Annotated in this window: 10 protein-coding genes; 1 reads left to right on the plus strand and 9 read right to left on the minus strand. The window is 69.1% G+C overall.

Annotated elements, in window-relative coordinates; translation table 11 throughout:
- Positions 1 to 27: 27 nt before the first annotated feature.
- The 6 genes from narI to moaA form a co-directional block, all read right to left on the minus strand.
- On the minus strand, positions 28 to 786 hold the full coding sequence (gene narI / locus ACX1D3_RS15230; RefSeq protein ID WP_458994650.1) for a respiratory nitrate reductase subunit gamma: 759 nt from the start codon (positions 784 to 786) through the stop codon (positions 28 to 30).
- Positions 783 to 1394 carry a nitrate reductase molybdenum cofactor assembly chaperone gene (narJ, locus tag ACX1D3_RS15235; RefSeq protein ID WP_458994651.1) on the minus strand — a complete coding sequence of 204 codons (612 nt, stop codon included), beginning with the start codon at positions 1392 to 1394 and terminating at the stop codon, positions 783 to 785. Before narJ ends, narI begins: the two co-directional genes overlap by 4 nt.
- On the minus strand, positions 1394 to 2974 hold the full coding sequence (gene narH, locus ACX1D3_RS15240; RefSeq protein ID WP_458994652.1) for a nitrate reductase subunit beta: 1581 nt from the start codon (positions 2972 to 2974) through the stop codon (positions 1394 to 1396). Before narH ends, narJ begins: the two co-directional genes overlap by 1 nt.
- Positions 2974 to 6687, minus strand: coding sequence for a nitrate reductase subunit alpha (locus tag ACX1D3_RS15245; protein WP_458994653.1), 3714 nt, complete (start codon positions 6685 to 6687; stop codon positions 2974 to 2976). The genes narH and ACX1D3_RS15245 overlap by 1 nt, the downstream gene beginning before the upstream one ends.
- A 74-nt stretch (positions 6688 to 6761) precedes the next feature.
- Positions 6762 to 7343, minus strand: coding sequence for a molybdenum cofactor guanylyltransferase (mobA, locus tag ACX1D3_RS15250; protein WP_458994654.1), 582 nt, complete (start codon positions 7341 to 7343; stop codon positions 6762 to 6764).
- Entirely contained in the window at positions 7340 to 8359 is a 1020-nt protein-coding gene (gene moaA / locus ACX1D3_RS15255) for a GTP 3',8-cyclase MoaA (RefSeq protein ID WP_458994655.1), read from the minus strand. Before moaA ends, mobA begins: the two co-directional genes overlap by 4 nt.
- Positions 8360 to 8414: 55 nt before the next feature.
- Between moaA and ACX1D3_RS15260 the strand changes: the two genes are divergently transcribed.
- A complete protein-coding gene (locus tag ACX1D3_RS15260) occupies positions 8415 to 9083 on the plus strand; it encodes a helix-turn-helix transcriptional regulator (protein ID WP_458994656.1) in 669 nt (222 codons plus the stop codon).
- A gap of 54 nt (positions 9084 to 9137) precedes the next feature.
- Here ACX1D3_RS15260 and ACX1D3_RS15265 read toward each other — a convergent pair whose 3' ends face one another.
- The 3 genes from ACX1D3_RS15265 to ACX1D3_RS15275 all read right to left on the minus strand — a co-directional run bounded on the left by ACX1D3_RS15265 (position 9138) and on the right by ACX1D3_RS15275 (position 12945).
- Positions 9138 to 10028: a sugar ABC transporter permease gene (locus ACX1D3_RS15265; protein ID WP_458994657.1), complete on the minus strand. Its 891-nt coding sequence runs from the start codon at positions 10026 to 10028 to the stop codon at positions 9138 to 9140.
- The gene (locus ACX1D3_RS15270) at positions 10028 to 11602 is read right to left on the minus strand and encodes an ABC transporter permease subunit (RefSeq protein ID WP_458994658.1); all 1575 of its coding nucleotides are present in this window, start codon (positions 11600 to 11602) and stop codon (positions 10028 to 10030) included. The genes ACX1D3_RS15265 and ACX1D3_RS15270 overlap by 1 nt, the downstream gene beginning before the upstream one ends.
- 92 nt (positions 11603 to 11694) lie before the next feature.
- The gene (locus ACX1D3_RS15275) at positions 11695 to 12945 is read right to left on the minus strand and encodes a sugar ABC transporter substrate-binding protein (protein WP_458994659.1); all 1251 of its coding nucleotides are present in this window, start codon (positions 12943 to 12945) and stop codon (positions 11695 to 11697) included.
- Between the last annotated feature and the right edge of the window lie 136 nt (positions 12946 to 13081).

The raw sequence follows: 13081 nt of genomic DNA on the forward strand, positions 1-13081 counted from the left end.
CTCTCTAGGGAAGGTCGGGAGGGAGGCTCAGCGCTGCGCGCGCTTGTTGTCGGGGGTGCCGATGGGGTCCCAGCCGCGACCCTTCACCGTCGCCGACGGGCGTGCGGAGTCGTCGCGCGAGCGGTAGACGATGTAGGGGCGGAAGAGGTAGTGGAAGGGCGCGGAGAAGGCGTGCACCAGGCGCGTGAACGGGATGATGGCGAACAGCAGCATGCCGATCACCACGTGGGTCTGGAACTGCCAGGTGGCCGCGCCCATGGCCTCCACGTCCGGCTGGAACACGAACAGCGAGCGGAACCACACCGAGACCGTCTCGCGGTAGTTGTGCTCCTCGCCCGTCGGCGTGGTGTCGCCGGTGAGGGTGGCCACCATGCCCAGCCCGATCACCGTCGCGAGGACCAGGTACATGATCTTGTCGTTCCAGGTGGTGGCCTTGAACACCGCGGTGGTGGAGCGGCGCCGCCAGATCAGCATGACGAGCCCGACGATCAGCGCGATGCCCGCCAGGCCGCCGCCGTAGAGCGCGCCGGCGTGGTAGGTGTGCTGGTCGATGCCGATCCAGTCCGTGAACGCCTTGGGGATGATCAGGCCGACGAGGTGGCCCATCAGCACCGCGATGAGGGCGAAGTGGAAGATGGGCGAGCCGATCTTCAGCAGCTTGGACTCGTAGAGCTGCGACGAGCGGGTGGTCCAGCCGAACTGGTCGAACCGGTAGCGCCAGATCAGCCCCCCGATCAGGATCATCAGCACCACGTAGGGCAGGACTCCCCAGAGCAGAGTGTTCATCGCACGCTCCCTTGCAGTTGCGGGTAGGGCAGGAAGGTGGGCTCGAGGCCCACGGTCTCGGTGGGCGGCCCGCCGAGGAGGTCGCGGACCTCGGAGCGGCTGCGCGGCGAGGGCCCGCCGAGGGCCGAGCACACCGCCGCGACCACGCCGGCCTGCGGAAGCCGGTCCTCCTCGAGCCCGATGCGCAGCAGCTCGAGGCTGGCGCGGTAGGCGTTGAGCAGCCCGAGCCCGAGCTGGGGGTGACCGACGGCGGCGAACTCGAGCACCATGGGCAGGAAGTCCGGCAGCTCTCCGGCCAGGTCCACCACCAGCCCGGAGTCGCGGTAGGTCTGCTTGATGGCCGCCAGCACCTCGCCGCGACGCCTGGTGTCGCCGTCGGTCCAGTAGGTCAGGTGCAGGGCGTGCCGGCGGGACAGGTCGAACTCCTGCACATGCCAGGACTGGAGCTCCATGATCGGCATGCTGCGCAGGTGCGCCAGGGTGGGGGCGAACTTCTCGCCCGCGCCGACCTCCGCGACGGCCGCCTCGATCATCGGGAGCTGGGCGAGCAGCGCCTCGTCGGGGTAGCTGAGCAGCAGGCCGGCCGCCTGGAATACGACGGCCGACATCATGCCCCGCTCGCGTCGCGCTGACGCGCCTTGGCGTCGGCGAAGCTCTCGATGGCCACCGGCACCACGCGCCCCGAGGAGGTGCCGAACGGCCCCTCTCCCCCGGCGCCCGGTCCGCCCTCGAAGTCCAGCGAGCAGCCCATCTCCTCCAGGTTGTGCGCCTGCTCGCGGTGGGCCTTGGGGATGACGTAGCGCTCGTCGTACTTGGCGATGGCGAGGAGGCGGTACATCTGCTCCATGGCCGATGGCTCCATGCCGACGGCGTGCGCCAGCTCGGGCTGCCGTTCGCGGCCCAGCGTCACGTCGCGCATGTAGGAACGCATCGCGGCCAGCTTCTGCAGCACGAGGGTGACCACGTCGGTGTCGCCCGCGGTGAACAGCTCGGCCAGGTACTCCACCGGGATGCGCAGCGTGTCGATGGCGCCGAACAGGTTGCCGCCGGCCTCCGAGTCGTGGCCCTGCGCCTTGAGCAGGTCCACCACCGGGGACAGCGGGGGGACGTACCAGACCATCGGCATGGTGCGGTACTCCGGGTGCAGCGGCAGGGCCACCTTGAAGTACTTGATCAGCGCGTACACCGGCGACTTCTGCGCCGCGGCCAGCCAGTCCGTCGGGATGCCGTTGGCCTTCGCGTCGGCGATCACCTGCGGGTCGTTGGGGTCCAGCATGAGGTCCAGCTGGGCCTCGTACAGGTCCTTCTCGTCGGCGAGCGCCGCCTCCGTGACGCGGTCCGCGTCGTAGAGGATGATGCCGATGTAGCGCAGCCGGCCCACGCAGGTCTCGGAGCACACCGTCGGCAGGCCCACCTCGAGGCGGGGGTAGCACATGGTGCACTTCTCGGCCTTGCCGGAGCGGTGGTTGAAGTAGATCTTCTTGTACGGGCAGCCGGTGATGCACTGCCGCCAGCCGCGACACTTGTCCTGGTCCACCAGGACGATGCCGTCCTCCGAGCGCTTGTAGATCGCGCCGGAGGGGCACGACGCCATGCACGACGGGTTGAGGCAGTGCTCGCAGATCCGGGGCACGAAGAACATGAACGTCTTCTCGTACTCGAACTTGATCTGCAGGTTGGCGTCCTCGCGCAGCTTCTTGACGATCGGGTCGTCGTGGCCGGTCTCGTGGATGCCGCCCAGCGCGTCGTCCCAGTTGGCGGAGGCCTTGATGGCCATGTCGTCGCCCGTGATGAGCGACTTGGGGCGCGCGACGGGGAAGTCGTCGCCCAGCGGCGCCTGGACCAGGTTCTCGTAGTCGTAGGTCCAGGGCTCGTAGTAGTCGCTCATCTCCGGCTGCACCGGGGACGCGAAGATGCTGAGCAGCTTCTTGAAGCGGCCGCCCGAGCGCAGCTTCAGCCGCCCGGACTTGGTGCGGACCCAGCCGCCCTGCCACTTCTCCTGGTCCTCGTACGTGCGGGGGTAGCCCTGCCCGGGGCGGGTCTCCACGTTGTTGAACCAGACGTACTCGGTGCCGGCCCGGTTGGTCCACGCCTGCTTGCAGGTGACCGAGCAGGTGTGGCAGCCGATGCACTTGTCGAGGTTCATCACCATGGCCACCTGGGCCATCACGCGTCGCTGCTTGGCCATCAGTACTGGACCTCCTGGGAGCGGCGGCGCACCGTCGAGACGATGTCTCGTTGAACGCCGGTGGGGCCGATGTAGTTGAAGGCGTACGCCTGGTGCGCGTAGCCGCCGATGAGGTGGGTGGGCTTGAGCAGGATGCGGGTCACCGAGTTGTGGATGCCTCCGCGGCGGCCGGTGGCCTCCGACTTCGGCACGTCGATGGTGCGCTCCTGCGCGTGCTGCACGTAGCAGATGCCGTCGGGCAGCTTCGGGGTGACGACGGCGCGGGCCACGAACACGCCGTTGGCGTTGGTCAGTTCGATCCAGTCGTTGTCCTTGACGCCGATGCTGGTGGCGTCCGCCACGCTCAGCCAGGCCTGGGGCCCGCCTCGACCGAGGCTGAGCATGAACAGGTTGTCCTGGTACTCGGAGTGGATGGACCACTTGTTGTGCACCGTCAGGTAGCGCAGCGTGATGGCCTTCTCGCCGTTGGGCCCGAGCTCGGGCTCCCCGTAGTCGCGGCCCATGTCCAGCGGCGGCCGGAAGATGGGAAGCTGCTCGCCGGCGTCGGCCATCCAGTCGTGGTCGAGGAAGAAGTGCATCCGGCCGGACAGGGTGTGCCACGGCTTGAGCCGCTCGGTGTTGATGGTGAACGCGGCGTACCGCCGCCCGCCCGTCTCGGACCCCGACCACTCCGGCGAGGTGATCACGGGTTGAGGGGCCTGCTGGGTCTGGACGAAGGTGATCTGCTTCTCCTCGGAGCCCTCAGACAGGTCGGCCAGCTTGCGGCCCGTCTTGCGCTCCAGGTCCCGGAAGCCCTGCGTGGCCAGCTCGCCGTTGGTGGTGCCGGAGAACATCAGGATGGCCTCGGCGAGGCGCTGGTCGGTGTTGATCGCCGGGCGTCCCGCGGCCGCACCGGACGGGTACACGCCGTGGAGCTTGCCGAGCTTGGCCACCTGGTGGCCCACGTCGTAGGTGATGTTCTTCACCGTGAAGCCCAGCTTGTCCGCCAGCGGGCCGACGGTGAGCAGCTTGTCCGCGATGGCGGTGTAGTCGCGCTCGACCACCGCCAGCACCGGCATGTTCTTCCCCGGAACCCCGGGGACGTCGGTGCCGCGCCAGTCCGGCACGTGGCCGCCCGGCTGGGCGATCTGGCCGGGGGTGTCGTGCTGCAGCGCGACGGCCACCAGGTCCTTGCGCGTGTCGAGGCGGCCCTTGGCCAGCTCGGAGAGCTTGATCGCCAGCTCGGCGAACACGTCGAAGTCGCTCTTGGTCTCCCACGGCGGGTCGATGGCCGGGGTGAACGCGTGCACGTAGGGGTGCATGTCGGTGGAGCTCAGGTCGTGCTTCTCGTACCAGGTGGCCGCAGGCAGCACGATGTCGCTCAGCAGCGTGGAGCTGGTCATCCGGAAGTCGGCCGTGATGAGCAGGTCCAGCTTCCCCTCGGGGGCCTCGTCGTGCCACGTCACCACGTCCGGCCGCAGGTGCGACCCGTGCCCGTTCTCCATCACGTTGTTGTGCGTGCCGAGGAGGTGCTTGAGGAAGTACTCGTTGCCCTTGGCCGACGAGCCGAACAGGTTCGAGCGCCACAGGATCATGGTGCGCGGCCAGTTCTCCGGCGCGTCGATGTCCTCGACGGCGCTCTTCAGCTCGCCAGACTTCAGCTTGGCCGCGACGTACGCCTGGGGCGTCTCGAACTCGCCGCGCGCGACGGCGGCCGTGGCCTCGTCGGCCAGCTCCAGCGGGTTGCGGTCGAACTGCGGGTAGAACGGCATCCAGCCCAGGCGGTGCGACAGTGCGATCGCGTCCGCCGAGTGCGTGCCGTCCAGACCGCCGGTGGACAGCGGGGACTTGATCCGGTCCGCCGAGAACCCGTCGGTGCGCCACTGGTCGGTGTGCATGTACCAGTAGGCGGTGCCGATCATGGTGCGCGGGGGCCTGGACCAGTCCATGGCGTTGGCCATGTTGAACCAACCGGTCATGGGGCGGCACTTCTCCTGGCCCACGTAGTGCGCCCAGCCGCCGCCGTTCTTGCCGATACAGCCGGTCATCATGAGCAGCGCGATGATGGCCCGGTAGGTCACGTCGGCGTGGAACCAGTGGCAGATGCCGGCGCCGATGATGATCATCGTGCGGCCCTTCGACTCCTCCGAGTTCGCCGCGAACTCGCGCGCGATCCGCAGGCACGCCTCGGCGGGCACCGAAGTGATCTCCGCCTGCCAGGCGGGGGTGTAGGGGACGGTGGCGTCGTCGTAGCCGGCGGGCCACTGGCCCGGGAGGCCGTCGCGGCCGACGCCGTACTGGGCGAGCATGAGGTCGAACACGGTGGTGACGAGCTTGCCCTCGACGACCCGGGCGGGCACGCCACGGTGGATGATGCTGCCCTCACCCTTCGGGTCCTCGAAGCAGGGCAGGGAGATCTGCACCTTGTCCGCGTCCGCCTGATCGATGAGGGTGAGCGCTGGCTTGATGTCGCCCAGGTCGAGGTTCCAGAGGCCGGCCCCGTCCTCGGAGTACCGGTAGCCCATGGAGCCGTTGGGCACCGCCGGCCCGGAGGTGGCCTCGTCCCACACCACGGTCTTGAAGGCGGCGTCAGAGACCTCGGCGGTGGCCGGCAGGTCCGCGGCGGTGAGGAACTTGCCCGGCACCAGGCCGTGGCCGTCGGGGTGCTCCACGAGGGTGATGAGCATGCCCAGGTCCGTGTACTGCTTGACGTAGCCGTCGAAGTACTCGACCTTTCGGTCGACGAAGTTCTCCTTGAGGATCACGTGGCCCATGGCCATCGCCAGGGCGGCGTCGGTGCCGGCCTGCGCCGGCAGCCACTCGTCGGCGAACTTCACGTTGTCCGCGTAGTCCGGCGCCACGGTGACCACCTTGGTGCCGCGGTAGCGGACCTCGGCCATCCAGTGGGCGTCCGGGGTGCGAGTGACGGGGACGTTGGAGCCCCACATCATCAGGTACGTCGAGTCCCACCAGTCGCCGGACTCGGGCACGTCGGTCTGGTCGCCGAACACCTGCGGGGAGGCGACGGGGAGGTCTGCGTACCAGTCGTAGAAGCTGGTCATCGCGCCGCCGATGAGGTGCGTGAAGCGGGTGCCGATGGCGTGGGAGACCATGCTCATGGCGGGGATGGGCGAGAACGACACGCACCGGTCCGGGCCGTAGAACTTGATGGTGTTGACGTAGGACGCGGCCGCGATCTCGATGGCCTCCTCCCACGAGATGCGCACCAGGCCGCCCTTGCCGCGCGCCTGCTGGTACCTGCGGCGCTTGGCCGGATCCGTGGAGATCTCCCGGAAGGCGGCGACGGGATCCCCCAGCCGCTTCTTCGCCTCGCGGTACATCTCGATGAGCACGCCGCGGCCGTACGGGTAGCGCACCCGCGTGGGCGAGTAGGTGTACCAGGAAAACGCGGCCCCACGGGGGCATCCGCGGGGCTCGTACTCCGGCCGGTCCGGTCCGGTGGTGGGATAGTCCGTCTGCTGGGACTCCCAGGTGATGATCCCGTCCTTGACGTAGACCTTCCACGAGCAGGAGCCGGTGCAGTTGACGCCGTGCGTGGAGCGGACCACCTTGTCGTGGCTCCAACGGTCGCGGTAGAACACGTCGCCGGCGCGCCCGCCCTCGCGGAAGACGGCCCGGCCGTCGTCGGTCTGGTCCCACTTGGTGAAGAACCGGCCGAGCTTGAGGAGTGCATCGGAGGCGGGGCCGTCAAGGCGCGCGGAATCGGTGCTCATGGGCGTCAGCTTTCCATGCCCGAACCCGGTTCGTCCAAGTTTCTCGGAAAAAAGTCTTACGTGTCGTCGTAGAACTATCCGTCGAGCCCCGCGAGGCGGGCCTGGCCGGGGGTGTCGACGTCCGCGGTGACCCTCTCGTCGGCCTCGGCGAGGGACAGCGTCAGGCCCCGCATGACCCTTCTGACGGACACGTCGCGCACGGCCGGCGCATCCGCGATCGCCCGGCGGAGCGCCGCCGCCCGGTACCGCGCGGCCAGGTACTGCGGCCACCCCTCCATGTCCACCAGCGCGACGCCGTCCTCCCCCGGCTGCGCCCGCGCCAGCGCGTCGACGACGGCCTGGGGATCGGCGAGATCCCCGGCCAGGAGCAGGACCTCGGAGGCGTCGGCCGGCAGGGCCGCGACGGCGGCGGCGAGTCCGGCGACGGGGCCGCCGAAGGGTGGGTCCTCCAGCACGAACGTGAGGCGCGGGTCGTCGAAGCCCTCCCGCCACGGCGAGGCCACCACCACGGTCGGCGCCCAGGTGAGGGCGGCGTCGCAGCTCCGCCTCAGCAGCGACCGGGCGCCGAGCCGGAGCTCGAGCTTGTCGGTGCCCATCCGCGAGGACCGGCCGCCGCCCAGGACGACGGCGCAGCGCGTCGGCCGGCCCATCGTCATCCGCCGATGGCGCTCATGGTGCGGTCCGGCTGGACGAAGCCGATGTCGTCGATGCCGTGGGCGCGCCGCTTTGCGGTGTGGGCGCCGGCCCAGGCCTCGACGAGGTCCTCATCCGCGCCACCTCCGCGGAGGATGGAGCGCAGATCCGTCTCGGTGCGGGAGAACAGGCAGTTGCGGACCTGGCCGTCGGAGGTGAGCCGGGTCCGGTCACAGGCAGCACAGAAGGGGTTGGTCACCGACGCGATCACCCCGATGGTGCCGCCCTCCTGGTGCGTGTCGGGCTCGACCCGCCAGAGCTCGGCGGGTGCCGCGCCGCGAGGTTCGTCCAGCGGGGTGAGCGTGAATCGGGTCTCGAGAGCCTCGAGGATCTCCCTGGAGGTCACCATCTGCGAGCGGTCCCACTCGTGCTTGGGGCCCAGTGGCATCTGCTCGATGAAGCGCAGCTGGTAGCCGCGGGCCAGGCAGAACTCGGCCAGCGGCACGATGTCGGCCTCGTTCTCGCCCCGCATGATCACCGAGTTCACCTTGAGCGGCCTGAGACCGGCGGCGTCAGCGGCGGCGATGCTGGTGAGCACGTCGTGCAGGCGGTCCCGGCGCGACAGCCGGGCGTAGCGCACCGGGTCGAGCGAGTCCAGGGAGATGTTGACCCGGTCCAGGCCCGCGTCGACGAGCCCGGCGATGCGCTTGTCGAGTCCCAGTCCGTTCGTGGTGAGGGCCAGCTCCGGCCGGCCGCCGGGGCCGGCCATGGCGGCCGCCGCTGCCACGATGCGTTCGAGCCCGGGCCGCAGCAGTGGCTCGCCGCCGGTGAAGCGGACACGCTCCACGCCGAGGCGCTCGACGGCCACCCTGATGAGCCGGACCACCTCGTCGTCGGTGAGCGTCTCCTCGACCGGCAGCCAGGCCAGCCCCTCGGCGGGCATGCAGTAGGTGCAGCGCAGGTTGCAGCGGTCGGTCAGGGACACGCGGACGTCCCGCGCGACCCGCCCGTGGCTGTCCAGCAACCGTCGCTCCTGCATGGGCGCATGGTACCCCCACCGGGAAGGGGCTCCCCGCGCATGCGAAACTGGATCGGTGACCAGCGAACATCACGGACTAGGGCCGACCCGTACCCGGGTCCTCGGCCTGCTGCAGTCCGCCTCCGCCCCGGTCTCCGTCGCGGACGTCGCGGACCAGCTCGGGCTGCACCGCAACTCCGCCCGCTTCCACCTCGAGGGTCTGCGGGACGCGGGCTACGCCGTCAGCGCCGCCGCGCCCGTGGGGCAGGCGGGCCGCCCGCCTTTGTTGTTCGCCGCCACCAGTGACTCCCCCAACGTGAGCAACTCCCACCTGATGGAGCTCACCGAGGTGCTGATCCAGAACTTCGTGACCCCGCTGCCCGACGGCACGCGGCTGGCCGAGGCGGCCGGGCGCAGCTGGGGGGTGTCGATGGTCGACGAGGAGGGCGAGCCCCGGGACCCCGTCGACGGTCTGGTGGACCATCTGGCCGAGCGCGGGTTCGGGACGGTGGCCGTCGGCACCGACCTGACGTTCACGCGCTGCCCGTTCCGCGCAGAGGTGGGCCTGCAGGAACTGCCGGTAGTCTGCGCCATCCACCAGGGCTTCGTCGACGGCTACCTCGAGGCCACCGGCAGCCCGCTCAAGGCCGGGCGCATCGCCGTCGGTCCCCGGCTCTGCCACCTCGCGCTGCACTCCCCTGCCGGCGCCGACGGCCCCGGACGCGGCACCGCGCCGGCGGGCTGAGCGTCCCTCTCGGGTCGCCCGCCTGCCGGCGCGGCCTCGTCATGCCGGTGGGCGTCAGCCCTTCACGCCGCCCGCGGTCAGGCCCGCCACGATGTACTTCTGCAGGTACATGAACAGCAGGATGATCGGGATGGCGGCCAGCACCGCGCCCGCCGCGAACAGCGACCACGGCGCGTTGCGCTCGTCCGAGCCCCACACATACAGGCCCACGGCCAGCGTGTAGTTCTCGGGCCTGGCCAGCACGATGCGGGCCAGGATGAACTCGCCGTAGGAGCCGACGAAGCTGAGCAGGCCGACGACGGCGAGGATTGGGGTCACGAGCCTCATCACCATGCCCCAGAAGATCTGGGCGTGGGTGGCGCCGTCGATCTTGGCGGCCTCATCCAGCTCCATCGGGATGGTGTTGAAGAAGCCGTACATGAGGAACGTGTTGGCGCCCAGCGCACCGCCCAGGTAGATGGCGATGAGCTGCAGGTGCGAGCCGAGGCCCAGGAAGGGGAAGATCTCCCCCAGCGTCAGCGCCAGCAGGAAGATGGCGACGAAGGCCAGCATCTGCGGGAACATCTGGATGATGAGCAGCGCCGTGAGGCTGCCACGACGGCCCTTGAACCGGAACCGGCTGAAGGCGTAGGCCGCCGCCGCTCCCATGAGGACCGTGCCCACCGCGGTCAGGCCGCTGACGTAGAGCGAGTGCAGCGCCCACCGTGGGAAGTCCGTGGTCATCAGCTGGGCGTAGTGCTTGCCGGTGAAGCTGGTGAACAGCCTCAGGGACCCGGTGATGCTGCCGTTGGTGTTGAGGGAGGCGGACAGCACGTAGAGCAGCGGGAACGTGCAGTAGATGATCACGAGGATCGCGACGATGTGCCGCCAGCCGACCTCGGCCCACCACCGTCCACCGCGGAGGCGCGTGTCGTTCTGGCCGTCGGCAAGGGTCTTCCTGGCCATCACATGATCTCCTCAAGCTTGCGGGTCTGCCGGAATCCCAGCCAGGAGATGAAGCCGACCACCAGGAAGATGACGATCGACATGGCACTGGCCAGCCCGTACTGCCGGTTGCCACCCTCGAAGGCGATGGCGTAGACCATCGAGATGAGGATGTCGGTCTCACCGATCGGCGCCGGCGCCCCGGGGTAGTTGGGGCCGCCGCCGGTGAGCATGTAGATCAGCGAGAAGTTGTTGAAGTTGAACGCGAAGCTCGCGATGAGCAGCGGCGCCACCGACACCAGCAGCAGCGGAAGCGTGATGCTCCAGAACCGCCGGATGGGGCTGGCGCCGTCCATGATGCCCGCCTCAGTCAGCTCCTGCGGGATGGACTGCAGGGCGCCGGTGGTGACGAGGAACATGTAGGGGAAGCCCAGCCACAGGTTCACGCCGATGATGGCGAGCTTGGCCAGGTTGCCGTCGGTGAACCACGGGATGCTGGCGCCTCCCAGGAGGACCTGGTTGATGAAGCCGAACTCCTGGTTGAGCAGGCCTCGCCACACCAGCGCCGCGAGGAAGCCGGGGAAGGCGTACGGGAGGATGAACAGGGCGCGGTAGAGCGTGCGCCCCTTGATCCGCGGGTCGTTGAACACCACCGCGAGGAAGAGGCCGAAGGCGAAGGTGGTGAGCACCGACAGGATGGCGAACGCGAACGTCCACACCAGCGACGACAGGAACGGGCCCGCCAGGCGCGCGTCGGTGAACATCGCCGCGAAGTTGTCGAATCCGACCACCACGCGCCAGCCGGGCGTCAGCGAGCTGCCGTCGTCGGCCACGAACAGGCCTCGGCTCGGGTCCGCGGTGAAGACCTTGCCGTCGGCGTCGGTGAAGGTGTCGGAGGCCTCGTCGTAGGTCAGCAGCGACTTGGCGATGTAGGCCATGGCCGCGTTGTCCGTGCGGAGCCACCCGTCGTCCGGGTTGTCGGAGACGCTGACCCGGAGGTCGAGGACCTCCTGCTGACGTTGCTGGATCTCGGCGAGCTGCAGCACGGTCGCGCCGGGCACCTCGGTCACGCGGCCACCGTCGATGACCGCGTCGGGGGCGTCGGTGAGCGGGTTCTCGGCGTCTCCGGTCCGCGCCGTCTCGCCGTCGGCGATGGCGAAGCCGATCTGCCCGTCACGGTCGAAGACGGTCACCGGGTAGGTGGGCGTGCCCTCCACCCGGCGGTCCGAGGTCTTCATGATCTGGGTGATGGCCGGACCCTTAGCGTCGTTGTGTCCGTCGCCGTAGTTGGTGAACGCCACATAGGCGGTGTTGACCATCACGTAGATCTGGAAGACCGCGAGGAAGATCAGGCCGGGGACGAGGTACTTGGCCGGGATCGCGCGCTTCGAGAAGTACACGAAGTCGACGACGATCAGGGTGATGACGAGGAAGACGAGGACGCCCCACTCCTGCTGGCCGTAGCTGGCCAGGATGCCGTAGAGGCCAAACGCGTTGACCAGCATCATGAGGACGAGCTTCGCGATGAAGCCCGGGCGCGAGAGGTCCCGCGCGTGGGAGAGCCTCGGCGACTGCGTGGTCGGTGAGTTGCTCAAGAGAATTACCTTCGCTTCGTTGCGAGTATGGACCGGGGGTTGAGCGGCCTCAGCCGCCCAACCCCCGGAAATGACCTTCGGTCAGTCAGGCGTCAGAACTTGGCTTCGATGTTCTTGACCATAGCGTCCCAGGCGGCCGCCGGCTCGGCATTGCCGGTGATGATGCTCACCTGCGCGCCTCCCCAGAACTCCCAGACGGCGCCCATCTCGGGGATCGACGGCATCGGCTGGCCGTCCTTGCCCGCCTCGCCGAAGCCGGCCAGGATCTCGTCGGAGACCGCGTCGGCGGACTCGGTCAGGGCCGGCATGCGGTCACCCAGTTCGTACAGCTGGTCCTGGGCCTCCTTGCTGGCCATCCAGTCGAGGAACTGCGAGGCAAGCAGGGTGTTCTCGGACTTCGACGACAGGAACACGCCCTGCACGCCGACGAACGGGGCCGAGGGCTGGCCGCCGGCCGACGGCACGGGCAGCACGGTGATGTCCATGTCGGCGGTGACGAAGTCGGCGACGTACCAGGGGCCGGTGATGATGTACGGCGTCTTGCCGTCGAGGAAGGCCTGCTTGGCGGTCTCGCCGTCGAGCGAGGAGGAGACGACCTTCTCAGCGGCCAGCGTCTTCAGGTACTCGGCGAACGCGAGGCCCTCGGGGCCGCCCATGCCGAGCTCGGCGGTGTAGTCGCCGTTGGCGTCGGTCTTGAACACCGGGGCGCCGAACGAGGTCTGGATCGGGTAGAGGTGGTAGGCGTCGCCGTTGGGGCCCTGCTGGATCACGGCCGGGAACTCGGCGCCGGCGGCGGCCTTGCCCTGGGCGATCAGCTCGTCGAAGGTGGCGGGGGTGTCCTGCACCATGGCGTTGTTGCGCACCAGGGCGATGTTCTCGATGGCGTAGGGGACGCCGTAGAGCTGGCCGGCCTGCGAGAAGCCGCGGGTGGCCACCTCGTTGAAGCCGGAGACCTTGTCGCCCAGCTCGACGGGGGCGATGACGCCGTTCTTGACGAGGTCACCGGTCCAGTCGTGAGCGCCGACGATGAGGTCCGGGCCCTGGCCGGTGGGGGCCTGCGCGATGAAGTCGGTCTTGACGTCGGCGGACGGCTTCTGGACGACGTCCAGCGTCACGCCGGTGGCGGCGAGGAAGGACTCCCCGATGGCCTTGAAGGTGTCGATGCGGGTCTCGTCGACCCAGACGGTGAGGGTGCCGGCGGCCGCGGGGGCCGAGCTCTCGGCGGGGGCGCTGCTCGAGGCCGCGTCGGTGGCGGAGGGGGAGGTGGTTGACGTGCCGCCGCCACAGGCGACCAGCGTCAGAGAAAGCCCGGCCGCTGCGGCGGCGATGAGGCTCTTGCGCATGTGTGTAACTCCTTCGTTGTCTCGGGACGCTCCGGTGCCGACCCGATCTGCTGAGAATCGTAACCAGCTTTGCAACGCTTGCAAAGTCGTTGCAGTAACGGTTCGATAACAATCTGCGCCGGGAAGCGTTTGCCGA

The organism is Tessaracoccus yangjingae (assembly GCF_054483935.1).

Bases quoted from the DNA above. Each gene is read 5' to 3' on its own strand.
- narI (WP_458994650.1), bottom strand. From the start codon at position 786: ATGAACACTCTGCTCTGGGGAGTCCTGCCCTACGTGGTGCTGATGATC.
- narJ (WP_458994651.1), bottom strand. From the start codon at position 1,394: ATGTCGGCCGTCGTATTCCAGGCGGCCGGCCTGCTGCTCAGCTACCCC.
- narH (WP_458994652.1), bottom strand. From the start codon at position 2,974: ATGGCCAAGCAGCGACGCGTGATGGCCCAGGTGGCCATGGTGATGAAC.
- ACX1D3_RS15245 (WP_458994653.1), bottom strand. From the start codon at position 6,687: ATGAGCACCGATTCCGCGCGCCTTGACGGCCCCGCCTCCGATGCACTC.
- mobA (WP_458994654.1), bottom strand. From the start codon at position 7,343: ATGACGATGGGCCGGCCGACGCGCTGCGCCGTCGTCCTGGGCGGCGGC.
- moaA (WP_458994655.1), bottom strand. From the start codon at position 8,359: ATGCAGGAGCGACGGTTGCTGGACAGCCACGGGCGGGTCGCGCGGGAC.
- ACX1D3_RS15265 (WP_458994657.1), bottom strand. From the start codon at position 10,028: ATGGCCAGGAAGACCCTTGCCGACGGCCAGAACGACACGCGCCTCCGC.
- ACX1D3_RS15275 (WP_458994659.1), bottom strand. From the start codon at position 12,945: ATGCGCAAGAGCCTCATCGCCGCCGCAGCGGCCGGGCTTTCTCTGACG.